Below are 17,340 nucleotides of genomic sequence, written 5' to 3'. Positions count from 1 at the left end.
GTTCCGGCTACGGTGGCCGGGTGCGCACGATCCTCTCCGTATCCTTGACGGTCCTGATCCTGACCGCGTGCGTGGCGCGCCCAGACCCTGCCCCGGCGGTGCTCCGGGAGACGGCTCCGCCGTGGGACGCCCCGCGTGACGCCGTCTCCTACATCCGTGCGGCCGGCCTCCCGGAACAACCGTTGGGCACTGACACAGACCCGTGGGTGCTCGACCTCACGGTCACCGTGGACGGCGAGCCGGTGGACATCCCGGCCTTCATCGGAGCCGACCGGCTGCGCGCGGTCCAGGCGCCCGTCCACACCCACGACCCCGGCGGCGAGGTGTGGCTCGAAGGCGACGGCAACCGCGACATCACGCTGGGGGAGTTCTTCACGCTCTGGGGGGTGCGGTTCGACGACGAGTGCCTGGGCGCCGCGTGCGGAGACCTCATGGTGACCGCGGACGGTCGCCGGGTGGAGGCCCCCGCGGAGCTGGTGCTCCGCGGCCTCACGAGCGTCTCAGTCACGGCCTGAGGCGCGCGGATGGCGGCGGGGCGCGGCGCTCTGGCAGGCTTGGCGCCATGACGCACATGCACATCGCCGGGTCCATCCACGCGGACGCCGCGCACGGGGGGCCGCAATGGCTCGACGTGCCCGCGGATCTCAACGCGTTGGAGACCAAGCTCTGGCCGCGCGGGACCCACCGCGACGACCGGGGCCGCATCGTCGTCGCCGGTGTGGCCCTGACGGAGGTGGCCGAGGAGCACGGCACGCCCGTCTACGTCATCGACGAGGCGGACTTCCGCTCCCGCGCCGCGGACTTCCGCACCGCGTTCCCAGGGTGGGACGTCTACTACGCGGGCAAGGCCCTGCTCACCCGCACGGTGGCGCGCTGGGCGGCCGAGGAGGGCCTCAACCTGGACGTCACGACGATGGGCGAGATGCGCATCGCGCTGGCCGGCGGCATGCCGGCGGCCCGCCTGGGCCTGCACGGCAACAACAAGTCCGACGAGGAGATCGTGTTCGCCCTCGCCCAAGGCGTGGGCCGCATCATCGTCGACTCCTTCGATGAGATCGCCCGCCTCGAACGCGCCTGCGCCGACGGTGGTCACCGGGCGAAGGTGATGGTCCGGGTCACCACGGGCGTGGAGGCACACACGCACGAGTACATCGCCACCGCCCACGAGGACCAGAAGTTCGGCCTCTCGATCACCGGGGGCCAGGCCCTCACCGCGCTGGTGCGCTGCCACAGCTCGCAGTACCTGGATCTGGCCGGCATCCACAGCCACATCGGGTCGCAGATCTTCGACACCCACGGCTTCGAGGTGGCGATCCGCCGCACCATGCGGCTCGCCTCCCAGTTCCGCACCGCCACCGGCGTCGAACTGGCCGAGCTGGACCTGGGTGGCGGGTTCGGCATCGCCTACACCTCCGCCGACACCCCCGCGGCGACCGCGGACATCGCCGCCGGATTCGAAGAGATGATCGACCTCGAATGCCGGGGGTTCGGGCTGAAACGCCCCCACCTGTCCATCGAGCCGGGGCGCGCGATCTGCGGCCCGGCAGGGGTGGCGGTCTACCGTGTCGGCACCGTCAAGGTGGTGGATCTGGAGGGCGGCCGGTCCCGCGTCTACGTCAGCGTCGACGGCGGGATGAGCGACAACATCCGCCCGGCCCTCTACGCGGCCGAATACTCCGCGGCGATCGCCAACCGCACCTCCAGCGCGGGGCCGGTGCTGAGCCGGGTGGTCGGGAAGCACTGCGAGGGCGGCGACATCCTGATCCGCGACGTCTTCCTTCCCTCAGATGTCTCCATCGGCGACCTCATCGCAGTCCCGGGCTCGGGCGCCTACGCGCGCAGCATGGCCAGTAACTACAATCAGATCCCGAAGCCCCCCGTCGTCTCGGCACTGGACGGCGTCACCCGGGTGATGCTGCGTCGCGAGACACTTGAGGACCTGATGAGATTGGACGTGGGAGAGTGAGCAAGCCGCTCAAGGTGGCGCTGTTGGGCGCCGGCGTGGTGGGGTCCCAGGTGGCCCGCATCATCCTCAGCGAGGGCGCCACGTTGGAGTCCCGGATCGGGCGTCGGCTGGAACTGGTCGGCATCGGCGTGCGGCGGCTGGACGCGAAGCGTCCCGGCATCGACCCCGCGCTGCTCACCACAGACCTCGAGTCGCTGGTTGCGCGCACGGATCTCGACATCGTCATCGAGTTGATCGGCGGGATCGAGCCCGCCCGCTCCCTGCTGCTGACCGCGATCTCCAACGGAGCCTCGGTGGTCTCGGCCAACAAGGCGCTGCTCGCCGACGACCTGGGGGAGCTCTCCCGCGCGGCCGAGGCCAAGGGCGTGGACCTGTACTACGAGGCCGCTGTCGCCGGGGCCATCCCGATCGTGCGGCCGCTGCGTGAGTCGCTCGTGGGGGACGACATCACGGCCGTGATGGGGATCGTCAACGGCACCACCAACTTCATCCTGGACAAGATGGTCACCGACGGCAGCAGCTTCGAGGCGGCGCTCGCGGAGGCCCAGGCGCTCGGATACGCGGAGGCGGACCCGACGGCGGACGTGGAGGGCCACGACGCCGCGGCCAAAGCGGCGATCCTGGCCGGGCTCGCCTTCCACACGGAGGTCAAGCGCGACGAGGTGTTCTGCGAGGGGATCGCGGACGTCACCGAGGCTGACATCGCGGCAGCGGAGCAGATGGGCTGCACCATCAAGCTGCTCGCCATCGCCAAGCTCACCGACGACGATCGCGTGATCGTCAAGGTCCATCCCGCGATGGTGGCCAACAAGCACCCCCTCGCCAGCGTGTCCGGCGCCTACAACGCCATCTTCGTCAAGTCACGCGAGGCGGGCGAGTTGATGTTCCTCGGCCAGGGCGCCGGCGGCGCCCCCACCGCCAGCGCCGTCATGGGCGACGTGGTCACCGCGGCCCGCAACCGGCACCGCGGCACCGCCGCCCACGGAGGCTCCAGGTACGCCCGCCGCCCCGTCGCGCCGATCGGCGAGTCCCAGGCACAGTTCTACGTCAGCTTCGACGTGGTGGACCGGCCCGGGGTCCTCGCCCGGTGCGCCGCCATCTTCGGCGAGCACGACGTGTCGCTGCGCATCGTGCAGCAGAGCTACCGCGAGGGGGGAGACCACGAGGCCGGCTTCGCGGCGAGCCTCGGGGTGATGACGCACCTCACCAGGGAGAGCGACCTCGCCGTCGTCACCGACGAGCTGCGGAGGGCGGACTTCGTCGGCTCGGACGTGCGCGTGATGCGCGTCGAGGGCTTCTGATCCATGACACGGCTCACCGTCCGGGTCCCGGCCACCACCGCGAACCTCGGCTCGGGGTTCGACTGCGTCGGCATGGCCTTCGACTGGTTCGACGAGCTCACGCTCGACCTGGTGGAGAGCCCGGTCCTGGAGGTGGTCGTCACCGGTGAGGGCGCCGACGGCGTGCCCCTGGACGACAGCCACCTGGTGATCAGCTCCCTGCTCGACGGGTTGGCGGAGTTCGGTGTCGAGCGCCCCGCGGGGATGCGCCTGACCTGCCGCAACACCATCCCCCATTCGCGCGGGCTCGGTTCCTCCGCCGCTGCCATCGTGGCCGGGCTCACCCTGGCGTGGGGGATCGCCCGGCCGGGCGAGCCGGTGGACCGCGCGGCGATCACCAGGCTGGCCACCTTCGCGGAGGGGCACCCGGACAACGCCGGGGCCGCCGTGTGGGGCGGGGCGATCCTGGCCTGGGCGCGGGAGGGTCGGGTGTCGCTGGTGCAGCTTCCGCTGCCGGAGGGGTTCGAGGCGGTGGCCTTCGTGCCAGACTTCGAGTGCCGCACCGACGACGCGCGCCGGGTCCTGCCCGAGACCGTGGCCCGGGCGGACGCCGTCGCCCAGGCCATCGCGGCGGCCGCGCTGCCGCTGGCTCTCACCCTGCGGCCGGACCTGCTGCTGGACGCCACCGCGGACCTGTTGCATCAGCAGTACCGGGCGGATCTGATGCGCCCCGCCCACGAGCTGATGCTGCGGTTGCGCGCCGCCGGAGTGCCGGCGGCCATCTCCGGGGCGGGCCCCACCGTCATCGCCGTGGGTCTGCCGGAACAGTTGGCGGGCATCGCGGGGGTCGCGGCGGACGGGTTCGAGGTTCGTCGACTGGTGCCGGCGGGCGGCGTCGAGCTCACCACCGGGTGAGGCCGCACGCCGCAGATCCCGGGTTTCTTTGGTTGTGGCCCTCGCAGTTGCTAGGCTGAGGAACGGTTTACCCGAAGGCGCCGCCGTGGACTTCTTTTCACACCGGCTCGTTGGCGCCCAGTACTCCACCACTTTGACGCTGTCGGCGCGCCTCCTCAGGTGCCCCCACGGCTCCATGGAAGGAACCATTCGTTGAGCGAATCCAATGACCTTGCCGCTTTGAAGCTGGTCGAGCTCAAATCCGTCGCCGCAGGCCTGGGGATCAAGGGCGTCTCCGCCATGCGGAAGGGGGACCTTGTCAACGCCATCCAGACCGCCGGCGGACAGGGTGCTCCCGCCGCCCAGGGCGCCCCCTCGGACGCGCCAGCCGCGCCCAGGCAACGTCGCCCCCGCAACGAGAAGCCGGCCGAGCAGCCGGAGGCCGCGCCCCAGCAGCGCGAGCCCCAAGCCCAGACCCAGGCGCCCGTCGAGGCGTCCAGTCAGCAGGGCGAGCAGCAGGAGGGCGGACGGAACCGCCGCCGTCGTAACCGCGAACGAGGGCCCCAGCAGGAGACCCTCAACGAGGTGGGCGAGCTGTTGGAGGCCGCCATGGGGGGCGGAAAGCCGGCCACCGCGCCCCAGCAGCAGGCCCCGGCCCCTGCGTCGACCTCGGTCACCATCGAGCCAGGTGGCTACGACGAGGATCAGGGCGGATCGCGCCGCAGCAGCCGCCGTCGCCGCAACCGCGAGCGCCCCACCAACCGCCGCCCCGCACGCGGATCCCAGGGCATGGAGCGCATGGAGGCCGAGCCGACGGTGGGGGAGGGCGACGTCCTGGCCAACATCTCCGGCATCGTCGACATCCTGGACAACTACGCCTTCGTCCGCACCACCGGCTACCTGCCGGGACCCAGCGACGCCTATCTCTCCACCTCCACCCTGCGACGCTACGGGCTGCGCCGCGGTGACGTGATTACCGGCGCCATCAAGACCACGCGCGAAGGCGAACGCAAGGAGAAGTTCAATCCCCTCGTGCGCCTGGACACCATCAACGGCGACGACCCGGAGAAGGCCAAGGCCCGCCCCGAGTTCGCAAAGCTGACACCCCTCTACCCGCAGGAACGGCTGCGCCTGGAGACGGTCCAGACCAACATCGCCGGGCGGATCATCGACCTGATCGCCCCCATCGGCAAGGGCCAGCGTGGGCTGATCGTCTCGCCGCCCAAGGCCGGCAAGACGATGGTGATGCAGGCGATCGCCAACGCGATCGCGGCCAACAACCCGGAGGTCCACCTCATGGTGGTTCTCGTCGACGAACGTCCAGAGGAGGTCACGGACTTCCAGCGGACAGTCTCCGGCGAGGTCATCGCCTCCACGTTCGACAGGCCCGCGGAAGACCACACCATGGTCGCCGAGCTGGCCATCGAGCGGGCGAAGCGACTCGTCGAGCTGGGCCACGACGTCGTCGTGCTCCTCGACGGCATCACCCGCCTCGGCCGTGCCTACAACCTGGCGGCCCCGGCCTCTGGTCGGATCCTCTCCGGTGGCGTGGACTCCGCCGCGCTGTACCCGCCGAAGAAGTTCTTCGGCGCGGCCCGCAACATCGAGAACGGCGGCTCGCTCACCATCCTCGCCACCGCGCTCATCGAGACCGGCTCCAGGATGGACGAGGTCATCTTCGAGGAGTTCAAGGGCACCGGCAACATGGAGCTGCGGCTGCGCCGCGAACTGGCGGACAAGCGCATCTTCCCGGCCATCGACGTTGACGCCTCCGGCACACGGCGCGAGGACCTGCTCCTCGGCCGCGACGAGCTCAACATCATCTGGAAGCTGCGGCGGGCGCTCTCGGGCCTCGACGATCAGCAGGCTCTGGAGACCCTCAAGTCCCGGATGATCAAGACGGCCAGCAACCACGAGTTCCTGCTGAGCGTCCTCAAGACCACTCCCGCTGCCGACGGCTGATCGGCCGACTTGGAAATGCTGGACCGGCGGGGCACAATTGGGGGTCGCGCCGGTTCACGCATCCTCCAGGCCCATCGGGCCAGCGACCCGGCCACCGGATAACAAGGAGTCCATCATGAAGCAGGGAATCCACCCTGACTACGTCGAGACCCAGGTTCACTGCACCTGCGGTAACGCGTTCACCACGCGCAGCACCAGCAAGAAGCCGTTGAGCGCCGACGTGTGCGCCGAGTGCCACCCGTTCTACACCGGCAAGCAGAAGATCCTCGACACCGGTGGCCGCGTGGCCCGCTTCGAGAAGCGCTACGCCAAGAAGTAGTTCCACGCTCGGGCGTCGGGAGGGTAATACCCGCCCGGCGCCCGTTTCGTTTGCCGCCCCGGAAGGAGCCGTCATGTTCGACAACGCCCAGCCCCTGGTGGACGAGTTCCGAGACCTGGAGCGGCAGCTCGGGGAGCCGGAACTCCACTCGGACATGGCGCGCTCCCGCAAGGTGGGCAGGCGCTACGCGGCGCTGCGCCCCATCGTCGAGGGAATCGAGGCGTTCCGGAGGCTCTCGGAGGACCGCGGCGCCGCGGCCGAGCTCGCCGCCGACGACGCCTCCTTCGCTGACGAGGTGGCGGACCTGGACGCCCAGCTGGAGGTGGCCACGCAGCGCCTCACCAAGCTTCTCGCTCCGCGGGACCCCAACGACGACACCGACGCTCTGATGGAGATCAAGTCCGGCGAGGGCGGAGACGAGTCCGCGCTGTTCGCCGGCGACCTGCTCAAGATGTACTCCAAGTACGCCGAACAGGTGGGCTGGAAGATCGAGGTGCTGGACTCCCAGGAGACCGATCTCGGGGGCTACAAGTCGGTCACGGTGGCGGTCAAGGCGGGCACCGGCACCGAGTTCGGGCCCTACGGCCGGCTCAAGTTCGAGGGCGGCGTGCATCGCGTCCAGCGCGTTCCCGTCACCGAATCCCAGGGCCGCATCCACACCTCGGCGGCCGGCGTGCTCGTGTCGCCGGACGTGGAGGCCGACGAGGTGGAGATCAACGACGACGATCTACGCATCGACGTCTACCGCTCCTCGGGCCCCGGGGGTCAGGGCGTCAACACCACCGACTCCGCGGTGCGGATCACCCACCTCCCCACCGGCACCGTGGTGTCCTGCCAGAACGAACGCTCGCAGCTGCAGAACCGCGAGTCCGCCATGCGGATCCTCCGCGCGCGGCTCATCGCCCTGGCCGAGGCGGAGGCCGCGACAGCGGCGTCGGCGGTCAGGAAGTCGCAGGTCCGCACCGTCGACAGGTCGGAGCGCATCCGCACCTACAACTACCCGGAGAATCGGATCACCGATCACCGGATCGGCTACAAGGCCCACAACCTGGACCAGGTGCTGGAGGGGGCGCTGACGCCGCTGCTCGACGCGCTGGCGGAGCAGGACCTCGCCGAGCGGCTCGCAGGAGTGGGTGGGTGACCGAGGTCGCCCACCGGGTCGCCCAGCGGCTTTCCAAGGCCGGCTCGCCCAGCCCGGGGCCCGAGGCGCGGCAGTTGGTGGCCCACGTGCTGGGCGTGGAGCCGTCCCAGTTGGTCCGCGTCGACGCCGTCACCGACGAGCAGCGGTCGGCCATCGACGAGCTCGTCACGCGCCGCGCCGCCGGGGTCCCGCTCCAGCACCTCACCGGCGTGGCGTACTTCCGCTACGAAACGCTGGCGGTGGGTCCCGGGGTGTTCATCCCCAGGCCGGAGACCGAGGAGATGGTGGGCTGGGCGCTGCGGCAGCTGGACGGCCGCCCCGTCGAGGAGCGTCGCGTCGTCGAACTGTGCGCGGGGTCGGGCGCCATCGCGTCCGCGCTCGCGCGTGAGCTGCCAGGGGTGCGCCTGCATGCCGTCGAGCTGTCCGCCGAGGCCATGGCCTACCTGAGCCGGAACCTTGCCGGGCTGGACGTCGAAGTGGTGCACGGCGACATGGTCGAAGCCTTTCCTCACCTGGACGGCGCGGTGGATCTCGTCATCGCCAACCCGCCCTACATCCCGGAGAACCACCGGGGGCTCCTGCCCGCCGATGTGGTGGACCACGACCCCGACTTGGCCCTCTTCTCGGGCCCCGACGGGCTGGACGCCCTCCGCGTAGTGGTCTCCGTCGCCGAGCGGCTGCTCCGCCCCGGAGGGCTGCTGGCCACCGAGCACGACGAGAGCCACGCCGACGCCGTCGTCGATCTGGTGGCCGCTGCCGGGTTCGGCGAGGTGCTCAGCCACCAGGACCTGACAGGTCGCCCGCGGTTCGTCACCGCCGTGCGGCTTCCCGCACATGGCAGGATGACCCCGTGAGCACAGTGTTCGACCTCAGCACCGGTCCCGAGACGGGCCTCGCGGAGGCGGTGGCGGCCGTCCGCGAGGGACGGTGCATCGTCCTGCCCACCGACACCGTCTACGGCATCGGAGCCAACGCGTTCGAGGCCGCCGCGGTCCAAGGGCTGCTGGATGCCAAGGGCCGCGGCCGCGACATGCCGCCGCCGGTGCTGATCGCCGAGCCGTCGATGCTGCGTGCCATCGCCGACGTGGTCCCCGCCGGTGCGACGGCATTGGCCAAGGCCTTCTGGCCCGGCGCGTTGACGCTCATCCTCAAGGCCCAGACCCGTTCCGGCATGTCGCTGGGGGAGACCAAGGGCACCGTCGCGGTGCGCGTGCCGGACCACGACGCCGCCCGCGCCCTGCTGCGCCGCACCGGGCCCCTGGCCGTCAGCTCGGCCAACCTCTCAGGCCGGCCCGCGGCGTTGACCTGTGACAAGGCCAGGGAGCAGCTCGGCGAGAGTGTCGCGGTGTACCTCGACGGCGGACCTGTGAGTGGGGGAGTGGCCTCCACCATCGTGGACTTCGCCTCGATTCCTGAGGGGCGGGTGCTCAGGGCGGGTGCGCTGTCACTCGAGGCGCTCCGCGAGGTGGCCCCGGACATCGAGTCGCAGGGCTAGGCCCCTGTGCGCGAGTACCTCCTTGTGCTGCTGGTAGCGGCCGGCACCACCTATCTGCTGTCGGGGCTGGCCCGCAGCCTCGCGGTGCGCACCGGCGCGCTGGCCACGGTCCGCAGCCGCGACGTGCACACCCAGCCCATCCCCTACTTCGGCGGGTTGGCCATGTTCGGCGGGCTCGCGGTGGCGTTCCTGCTCGCGCTCCAGATGCCGTTCCTCGGCCGCTACACCACCGTCGAGCACGACGCGTGGGCCGTTCTCTGGGCCGGGCTGGTCATCACCGTCATCGGGGTGCTGGACGACAAGTACGACATGCCGGCGCTGGTCAAGCTGGGTGGCCAGGTGCTCGCTGCAGGGGTCGCGGTGCTGCAGGGGGTGCGGATCTACTGGATCCCGCTACCCAACCGGATCGTGGCCCTCGACGACGCGACCAGCATCCTGATCACCGTGTTCTTCATCGCCCTGTGCGTCAACGCGGTCAACTTCGTCGACGGGCTCGACGGGCTGGCCGCCGGGGTCGTGGCCATCGGCTCCGGTGCCTTCTTCAGCTACACCTACGTCCTGGCCTACGAGCAGGAACTCGTGCGGGCCACCACGGCGAGCCTGATCACGGTGGCCACCTGCGGGATCGCGATCGGCTTCCTCCTGCACAACTTCCACCCCGCGAAAATGTTCATGGGCGATTCCGGCGCCATGCTGCTCGGTCTGCTGATGGCCATGAGCGCGATCTCGTTCACCGGTCAACTGGATCCGGGGGCCACTGAGCAGGACGGCAGCCTCCTCCCGGCGCTGCTGCCCATCCTGCTGCCGCTCGCGGCCCTCGCCCTCCCCATCCTCGACCTGATCCTCGCCTGGGCGCGGCGCACCTGGAAGGGGCAGCACGTCTTCCATGCCGACAAGCAGCACCTGCACCATCGCCTGCTCGAGCACGGACACTCGCATTGGGGAGCGGTGCTGCTGATGTACGGGTGGACGGCTGTGGTGTCGGTGGGTCTGGTGGTGGTGGCCCTGTCGCAGTGGCCCCACACCGTCTGGGTGGTCATCCTCGCGCTGCTGGTGGTGCTGGTGCTCACCCTGCGCCCTGCCCGTCGGGAGGTGGAGGGTGGCTGAATCGCGGATCACCGACGCGACCAGGCGCTCCCGGCAGATGATGATCGGGGGACTGGTCGGTGCTCACGCGGCCGGCGGGCTCATCCTCCTGCTGGCCGTTCTCGTCGGAGGTCCCGGCGCCGTCCTCACCACCGTGCTCGGCTTCGCCGCCGTCGTCATCTTCTACTCCGTCGGGCAGGCGCTGGAGGTGGTGGCCTCGGAGTTCGGCGACATGCAGGGCATGGCGCTGGTGCTGGTCAGCTACGCGGTGCGGGTGGTGGGGATCGCCGCCGGGCTGTGGTTCATCCTCGGGCATCCTGCGGTGGCGCCGCAGGTGCGCGACGGCTGGCTGCTGCTGAGCGTCGTGGGCACAGTGTTGGCGTGGGTGACCGGGGTGGTTCTGGTGGCCTCCCGGCAGAGGGTTCCGGTCTACGACACCGAGTACCGGCCCCCGTCCGATCAATGACCGGGAGAAATATGATTCACGGACCCGTTTCCGCTAGGCTCACACACGACATGGGCAACTCACCGTCAGAGAACGCGCCAGAAGGACCTTCGCGCACCGATGACGGCATGCTCGTGCTCAGCTACCTGCTCAGCGGGATCATCTTCTACGGTGGACTCGGGTGGGTCGGGGACTACCTGTTGCACACCTCGTGGTTACTGCCGCTGGGCCTCATTCTTGGCCTGGTGACCAGCATCTACCTCATCATCAAGCGATACGGGAGCGGTACGTGACACTGGGGCTACTTCCGATGGAGACAGGCGACGGAGGCGGATACCACCCTCCTGGCACAGACGATTTCCTGTGGTACTCGGTCTGGCCGGGCGTGCTGCCCGACTGGATGAACAAGCCGTTCTTCCAGGCCCTCATCGGCGCGGCCATCGTGATGATCCTCTGGTGGCTGGCCTCCCGCAACCTCAAGGTCAAGCCCACGAAGACGCAGTTCTTCGCCGAATACGTCTACGAGTTCGTCCGCAACGGCATCGCGCGTGACATCCTCCACCACGACTTCAAGAAGTTTCTTCCCTATCTGTTGGGCCTGTTCTCGTTCATCCTGGTCAACAACTGGTTCGGCGAGTTCTTCCTCTTCATGTACCCCACGTTCTCCAACGTCGGCTACGCCTACGGCCTGGCGATCCTGTCGTGGCTGATCTACGTGGGCGCCGGGTTCAGGAAGTGGGGGTTCGGCGGGTTCCTCAAGAAGTCGCTGATCCCGGACGGCGTGCCGGGCTACCTGCTCGTACTGGTGATCCCGCTGGAGTTCCTGGCCACCTTCATCACGCGCCCCATCACGCTGGCCCTGCGTCTCTTCGCCAACCTGTTCGCCGGTCACCTCGTCGTGCTCGTGTTCGTGGTGGGCGGCGGGTACCTCCTCACGGTGCAGGACAACCTGTTCTTCAACGTCGCCGGCGGAGTGTCGTTGGCGTTCAGCCTGCTCATCCTCTGCCTCGAGCTGTTCATCGGCGCGCTGCAGGCCTACATCTTCACGGTTCTCACCGCCCAGTACGTGTCCACCTCGATCGCCGAGGCGCACTAAAGTCAATCCGACTCCTGAGAAACAAGCCCGTTCTCAGAAGCCATCCGAAAGGAAAGTAATGTCCCTCCTCGAAATCACCGGCTCGCTGAACATGATCGGCTACGCGATCGCCACGATCGCCCCGGCCCTGGGTGTCGCCTGGATCTTCGCGTCGGTCATCAACGGCACCGCCCGTCAGCCCGAGGCCCGTGGCGCCATGATGGGCACGGCCTTCATCGGCTTCGCCGTGGTTGAGGCGCTCGCCATCATCGCCATCGCTCTCGCCTTCGTCCTCTGAGCAGCGTCATGTTCCCCTTCACCGGGGCGCTTCTCGAGATCGATCTGGGGCCCCTGTTGCCCCACTATCTCTCGGAGATCGTCGTCGGCATCGTCCTGATGCTGCTGATCTACGCTCTGATGCGTAAGGCCGTTGTACCGGCCTTCGAGAAGATGTACGAGGAGCGCTCGAACAAGATCGAGGGCGGCATGCAGCGTGCGGCGGCGGCGGAAGCCAAGGCTGAGGCTGCACTCGCCGAATACAACGACCAGCTGACGGCTGCCCGCGAGGAGGCCGCGCGGATCCGTGAGGATGCCAAGAACCAGTCGGCCACCATCGTGGCCGAAGCCCGGGACAAGGCGGCCAAGGAATCCCAGCGGATTCTGGAGTCCGGACGCGTCCAGCTTCAAGCGGAGCGCGCACAGCTGGTCAAGGACCTGCGAGGCGAGGTCGGCGGCATGGCCACCGTCCTGGCCGGCAAGATCGTGGGCGAGTCGCTGAGCGACGACGAGTTGGCCATGCGCACCGTTGACCGGTTCCTGGCCGAACTCGAGTCCGCGGGTCAGGCCCGATGATGGCCCGCGGCGCCGCACCCGCTGGACTCGATGCGTCCGTCGACGGCATCCTCACCGATGCGTCCACGGCCTCCGAGCTGTTCGCCGTCGTCGATCTGATCGACGGCCAGCCGGTGCTGCGTCGTTCGCTGTCGGACCCGTCGTCGTCCTTCGACGACCGCGCGGGCCTGGCGAGGCGTCTTCTCGGCGGCCGCGTCTCGGCCGCGACGATGTCCGTCCTGTCGGAGGCCCTCCGGGCGTCCTGGGGCAGCGGCGTGGACCTGGTGTCCGGATTGGAGCGCCAGGGCATCCGCGTGGCGCTGGCATCGGCCCATCGGGCCGGACAGATCGACCAGGTCTCCGACGAGCTGCACGCTCTGTCCTCCACCATCGTCGGTAGCCCGGAGTTGGCGGCCACCCTGCGCAACCAGACCTATCCCGTCGAGGCCAAGCAGGCTCTCGTCGATGGGCTGATCGAGGGTCGCGTCCATCCCGTCACCCGCACGCTGGCGGCTCGCGCGGTCAAGGCCCGCCGTCGCAACATCGCGCAGATCTTCTCCGTCATCCTTGAGATGGCTGCGGACCTGTCCGGAGAGAAGATCGCCCGGGTCACAGTGGCCCGTCCGCTGGACGAGGGTCGCATCGCCCGCCTCAAGGCGGCGTTGGAGGCCCAGCTGGGCACCACGGTGTCGCTCCAGATCGAGGTGGACCCCTCGGTCCTCGGTGGCATGAACGTGGCCATCGACGATGACGTCATCGAATCAACAGTTGCTGCGCGGCTAGACCAGGCCCACCGGCAACTCACCACTCTGTAGACGAAAGTAGAAACGCAATGGCTGAACTCACCATCAGTCCGGACGAGATCCGCAGCGCGCTGGACGACTTTGTCCAGGCATATCAGCCCCAGGCCGCGTCCCGGACCGAGGTCGGCACCGTCGTGACCTCCGGCGACGGCATCGCCCGGGTCGAGGGCCTGCCCTCGGCGATGGCCAATGAGCTGTTGCGGTTCGAGAACGGAACCCTGGGCATCGCCCTGAACCTCGACGAACGCGAGATCGGCGTCGTCGTCCTCGGAGACTCCGAGGGCATCGATGAGGGCTCCGTCGTGCACGGCACCGGCGACGTGCTCTCGGTGCCCGTTGGCGACGGCTACCTCGGACGCGTCGTGGACGCCATGGGCAACCCCATCGACGGACTCGGCGAGATCGACGGCATCGACGGCCGTCGTGCGCTCGAGCTTCAGGCTGCCGGTGTGATGGACCGGCAGGAGGTCCGGGAGCCACTGCAGACGGGCCTGAAGGCCATCGACGCCATGATCCCGATCGGCCGCGGCCAGCGTCAGCTGATCATCGGTGACCGCAAGACCGGCAAGACGGCCATCGCGCTGGACACGATCATCAATCAGAAGGCCAACTGGGCCTCTGGCGACAAGAAGAAGCAGGTGCGCTGCATCTACGTGGCGATCGGCCAGAAGGGCTCGACCATCGCCGAGGTGCGCAGCACCCTCGAGGCAGCGGGCGCCCTGGAGTACACCACCATCGTGCACTCGCCGGCCTCAGACCCGGCCGGCTTCAAGTACATCGCCCCCTACTCCGGCTCGGCCATCGGCCAGCACTGGATGTACCAGGGCAACCACGTCCTCATCGTGTTCGACGACCTCACGAAGCAGGCCGAGGCCTACCGCGCCATGTCGCTGCTGCTTCGCCGGCCCCCGGGCCGTGAGGCCTACCCCGGAGACGTCTTCTACCTCCACTCCCGCCTGCTGGAGCGCTGCGCCAAGCTCTCCGACGAGCTCGGCGGGGGTTCGATGACCGGCCTTCCGATCATCGAGACCAAGGCCAACGACGTGTCGGCCTACATCCCCACCAACGTGATCTCCATCACCGACGGCCAGATCTTCCTGCAGTCGGACCTGTTCAACGCCAACCAGCGCCCGGCGGTCGACGTCGGCGTGTCCGTCTCCCGCGTGGGTGGCGCCGCGCAGGTCAAGGCGATGAAGGCGGTATCGGGCTCGCTGAAGATCAATCTGGCGCAGTACCGCGACATGCAGGCGTTCGCCATGTTCGCCTCCGATCTGGACGCGGCGAGCCGCCGCCAGCTGGCCCGGGGCGAGCGCCTCACCGAGCTCCTTCGGCAGGGTCAGTACGCCCCCTACCCGGTCGAGGATCAGATCGTGTCGGTGTGGTCCGGCATCGAGGGGCACTTCGATGACGTGCCCGTCGACGACGTGCTGCGCTTCGAGGGTGAGTTCCTGGACTACCTCCGCCACAACACCACCGTCCTGCAGTCGATCGCGGACACCTTCCTGTTCGGCGACGAGCTGAAGGCTGCGACGATCACCGCCTTGGCCGATTTCAAGCGCGTGTTCCGCACGTCCGAGGGCAAGCTGCTCGTCGGACGCGAGGAGCACAAGCCGCTCGAGGACGAGGAGATCGGCCAGGAGACGATCGTCCGTCAGAAGCGGAGCTGATCGATGGCTAGCAGTCTGCGGGAGCTTCGCGAGCGCCGGAAGTCGGTGAGCACGACGAAGAAGATCACCCGTGCCATGGAGCTCATCGCCGCGTCGCGCATCATCAAGGCGCAGAACGCGGCCCGGTCCGCCCTGCCCTACGCGCGGGAGCTGACCAGGGCCGTCTCCGCCCTGGCCAGCGCCCACGACCTGGAGCATCCGCTCCTGGTCGACGTCGAGAACCCGCAGCGGTCGGCCATCCTGCTGATCACCTCTGATCGTGGCCTCGCCGGCGCCTACTCGGCCAACGTCATCAAGGCGGCCGAGCAGCTGTACGCGAAGCTCACGGGCGAGGGCCAGGACGTGGTGATGTACATCGCGGGCCAGAAGGGCGTGGCGTACTACGAATTCCGTCACCGCACCATCGAACGCAGCTGGACCGGATTCTCCGACCGCCCCACCTACGCCGAGGCTCGGGAGATCGCCGGGGTGCTGCTGAAGAAGTTCATGCAGCCCACGGAGGAGGGCGGGGTGGACCAGCTCCACGTCGTCAACACCCGGTTCGTGTCCATGCTCACCCAGACCGCCGTGGCCCGCAGGCTGCTGCCGCTCGTCGTCGAGGATGCCCCGACGGATCCGGACCCGGATCCGGAGGAGCTCAATCCGTTCTTCCACTTCGAGCCGGACATCGCCACCGTGCTGGACTCTTTGCTGCCGCTGTTCGTCGCAGAGCGCATCCACAGCGCGCTCCTCCAGTCCGCTGCCTCGGAGCTGGCCAGCCGCCAGCGGGCGATGAAGTCCGCGACCGACAACGCCCAGTCGCTCATCGAGCAGTTGACCCGTGAGGCGAACCAGGCCCGCCAGGCCGAGATCACCCAAGAAATCACTGAAATCGTCGGTGGCGCCTCGGCGCTGTCCGAGTAGCCGAACGAATGAGGAACTAATGACTGCCACTGTTAGCGAGACGCAGCCGGCCACCACAGGTGGCGTCGGTCGAGTTGCCCGCGTCATCGGCCCCGTCGTGGACGTCGAGTTCGCGGCCGACCAGATCCCCCCGATCGGCAACGCGCTGCTGGTCGAGACGGAGGTCATGGGCGAGAAGCGCACCATGACCATGGAGACCGCCCTGCACATCGGCGACAACCTGGTGCGCGCCATCGCGCTGAAGCCCACCGACGGCATGCGGCGCGGCGCCGAGGTGCGCGACACCGGCGCCCCCATCACCGTCCCCGTCGGGGACGTCACCAAGGGCCACGTCTGGAATGTGACCGGTGACGTGCTCAACGTCGACCCGTCGACCATCGAGATCACCGAGCGGTGGCCCATCCACCGCTCCGCCCCGAAGTTCGACGCGCTGGAGCCCCGCACCGAGATGCTGGAGACCGGCATCAAGGTGCTGGACCTCCTCACCCCGTACGTGAAGGGCGGCAAGATCGGCCTCTTCGGCGGCGCCGGCGTGGGCAAGACAGTCCTCATTCAGGAGATGATCTACCGCATCGCCCACAACTTCGGCGGCACCTCGGTGTTCGCGGGCGTGGGGGAGCGGACCCGTGAGGGCAACGACCTCATCAACGAGATGGAGGAGGCCGGCGTCCTCAAGGACACTGCGCTCGTCTTCGGGCAGATGGATGAGCCGCCGGGCACCCGCCTCCGCGTCGCGCTCTCGGCGCTGACCATGGCCGAGTACTTCCGTGACGTCCAGAACCAGGATGTGCTGTTGTTCATCGACAACATCTTCCGGTTCACCCAGGCCGGCTCCGAGGTCTCCACGCTGCTCGGCCGCATGCCGTCCGCCGTGGGCTACCAGCCCACCCTGGCCGACGAGATGGGCCAGCTGCAGGAGCGGATCACCTCCACGAAGGGCCACTCCATCACGTCGATGCAGGCCATCTACGTGCCGGCCGACGACTACACCGACCCCGCGCCGGCCACCACGTTCGCGCACCTTGACGCCACGACGGAGCTGTCGCGTGAGATCGCCTCGCGCGGCCTCTACCCGGCCGTGGACCCGCTGACCTCGTCGAGCCGCATCCTCTCCCCGCAGTACATCGGGCAGGAGCACTACGACACCGCGGTGCGCGTGAAGCAGATCCTGCAGCGCAACAAGGAACTCCAGGACATCATCGCCATCCTCGGCATCGACGAGCTGTCCGAAGAGGACAAGATCATGGTGAACCGCGCCCGTCGTCTCCAGCAGTTCCTCTCGCAGAACACCTACATGGCGGAGAAGTTCACCAACATCCCAGGCTCCACGGTGCCGCTGGCCGACACCATCGAGGCGTTCCAGATGATCACCCGCGGCGACGTGGATCACATCTCGGAGCAGGCGTTCTTCAACGTCGGCGGCATGGACGACGTCATGGCCAACTGGTCGAAGATGCAGAAGGAAGACTGATC

The 17,340-nt window shown here is 68.7% G+C and carries 18 protein-coding genes and 1 pseudogene; all 19 read left to right on the top strand.

The features are described 5' to 3' along the window. Positions 1 to 20 precede the first annotated feature (20 nt). The 19 genes and pseudogenes from H5399_RS15205 to atpD all read left to right on the top strand — a co-directional run bounded on the left by H5399_RS15205 (position 21) and on the right by atpD (position 17,338). Positions 21 to 515, top strand: coding sequence for a hypothetical protein (locus H5399_RS15205; protein ID WP_182784141.1), 495 nt, complete (start codon positions 21 to 23; stop codon positions 513 to 515). A gap of 47 nt (positions 516 to 562) precedes the next feature. Beyond that, a complete protein-coding gene (gene lysA / locus H5399_RS15200; RefSeq protein ID WP_182784139.1) occupies positions 563 to 1,966 on the top strand; it encodes a diaminopimelate decarboxylase in 1,404 nt (467 codons plus the stop codon). Continuing rightward, positions 1,963 to 3,267, top strand: a complete 1,305-nt coding sequence (locus H5399_RS15195; RefSeq protein WP_182784137.1) for a homoserine dehydrogenase — start codon at positions 1,963 to 1,965, stop codon at positions 3,265 to 3,267. Before lysA ends, H5399_RS15195 begins: the two co-directional genes overlap by 4 nt. Positions 3,268 to 3,270: 3 nt before the next feature. Further along, positions 3,271 to 4,161, top strand: coding sequence for a homoserine kinase (gene thrB / locus H5399_RS15190; protein WP_182784135.1), 891 nt, complete (start codon positions 3,271 to 3,273; stop codon positions 4,159 to 4,161). Between the two features lie 192 nt (positions 4,162 to 4,353). Further along, a complete protein-coding gene (rho, locus tag H5399_RS15185) occupies positions 4,354 to 6,102 on the top strand; it encodes a transcription termination factor Rho (protein ID WP_220491053.1) in 1,749 nt (582 codons plus the stop codon). 115 nt (positions 6,103 to 6,217) lie between these two features. Next, positions 6,218 to 6,421 (top strand): 50S ribosomal protein L31, encoded by a 204-nt coding sequence (gene rpmE, locus H5399_RS15180; RefSeq protein WP_182784131.1) that lies wholly within the window; start codon positions 6,218 to 6,220, stop codon positions 6,419 to 6,421. 73 nt (positions 6,422 to 6,494) lie between these two features. Then, on the top strand, positions 6,495 to 7,562 hold the full coding sequence (gene prfA, locus H5399_RS15175; protein WP_182784128.1) for a peptide chain release factor 1: 1,068 nt from the start codon (positions 6,495 to 6,497) through the stop codon (positions 7,560 to 7,562). Further along, positions 7,559 to 8,416: a peptide chain release factor N(5)-glutamine methyltransferase gene (gene prmC, locus H5399_RS15170; protein ID WP_182784126.1), complete on the top strand. Its 858-nt coding sequence runs from the start codon at positions 7,559 to 7,561 to the stop codon at positions 8,414 to 8,416. Before prfA ends, prmC begins: the two co-directional genes overlap by 4 nt. Before the next feature lie 29 nt (positions 8,417 to 8,445). Continuing rightward, a pseudogene (locus H5399_RS15165) lies at positions 8,446 to 9,042 on the top strand (L-threonylcarbamoyladenylate synthase); the annotation flags it as partial. 21 nt (positions 9,043 to 9,063) lie between these two features. Then, positions 9,064 to 10,164 carry an MraY family glycosyltransferase gene (locus H5399_RS15160; protein WP_182784122.1) on the top strand — a complete coding sequence of 367 codons (1,101 nt, stop codon included), beginning with the start codon at positions 9,064 to 9,066 and terminating at the stop codon, positions 10,162 to 10,164. Continuing rightward, positions 10,157 to 10,609: a hypothetical protein gene (locus H5399_RS15155; protein ID WP_182784120.1), complete on the top strand. Its 453-nt coding sequence runs from the start codon at positions 10,157 to 10,159 to the stop codon at positions 10,607 to 10,609. Before H5399_RS15160 ends, H5399_RS15155 begins: the two co-directional genes overlap by 8 nt. Positions 10,610 to 10,659: 50 nt before the next feature. Beyond that, complete coding sequence (locus H5399_RS15150; protein ID WP_182784396.1) at positions 10,660 to 10,881, top strand: hypothetical protein; 222 nt, start codon at positions 10,660 to 10,662, stop codon at positions 10,879 to 10,881. 17 nt (positions 10,882 to 10,898) lie between these two features. Then, the gene (gene atpB, locus H5399_RS15145) at positions 10,899 to 11,684 is read left to right on the top strand and encodes a F0F1 ATP synthase subunit A (protein WP_182784118.1); all 786 of its coding nucleotides are present in this window, start codon (positions 10,899 to 10,901) and stop codon (positions 11,682 to 11,684) included. Positions 11,685 to 11,742: 58 nt separating this feature from the next. After that, positions 11,743 to 11,961, top strand: a complete 219-nt coding sequence (locus H5399_RS15140) for an ATP synthase F0 subunit C (RefSeq protein WP_182784116.1) — start codon at positions 11,743 to 11,745, stop codon at positions 11,959 to 11,961. 8 nt (positions 11,962 to 11,969) lie between these two features. Further along, the gene (locus H5399_RS15135) at positions 11,970 to 12,515 is read left to right on the top strand and encodes a F0F1 ATP synthase subunit B (RefSeq protein ID WP_182784115.1); all 546 of its coding nucleotides are present in this window, start codon (positions 11,970 to 11,972) and stop codon (positions 12,513 to 12,515) included. Next, entirely contained in the window at positions 12,512 to 13,309 is a 798-nt protein-coding gene (locus H5399_RS15130; protein ID WP_182784113.1) for a F0F1 ATP synthase subunit delta, read from the top strand. The genes H5399_RS15135 and H5399_RS15130 overlap by 4 nt, the downstream gene beginning before the upstream one ends. A gap of 17 nt (positions 13,310 to 13,326) precedes the next feature. Beyond that, positions 13,327 to 14,964, top strand: coding sequence for a F0F1 ATP synthase subunit alpha (gene atpA / locus H5399_RS15125; RefSeq protein ID WP_182784111.1), 1,638 nt, complete (start codon positions 13,327 to 13,329; stop codon positions 14,962 to 14,964). A 3-nt stretch (positions 14,965 to 14,967) separates the two neighbouring features. Continuing rightward, positions 14,968 to 15,867: a F0F1 ATP synthase subunit gamma gene (locus H5399_RS15120; RefSeq protein WP_182784110.1), complete on the top strand. Its 900-nt coding sequence runs from the start codon at positions 14,968 to 14,970 to the stop codon at positions 15,865 to 15,867. A 19-nt stretch (positions 15,868 to 15,886) separates the two neighbouring features. Next, a complete protein-coding gene (gene atpD, locus H5399_RS15115) occupies positions 15,887 to 17,338 on the top strand; it encodes a F0F1 ATP synthase subunit beta (protein WP_182784108.1) in 1,452 nt (483 codons plus the stop codon). Positions 17,339 to 17,340: the final 2 nt, after the last annotated feature.

Origin of the sequence: Tessaracoccus sp. MC1627 (genome assembly GCF_014164725.1) — a bacterium.
Taxonomy (GTDB): domain Bacteria; phylum Actinomycetota; class Actinomycetes; order Propionibacteriales; family Propionibacteriaceae; genus Arachnia.
Note: the sequence above shows the minus strand (reverse complement) of the source record. Positions and strands in the feature narration are given on the sequence as shown.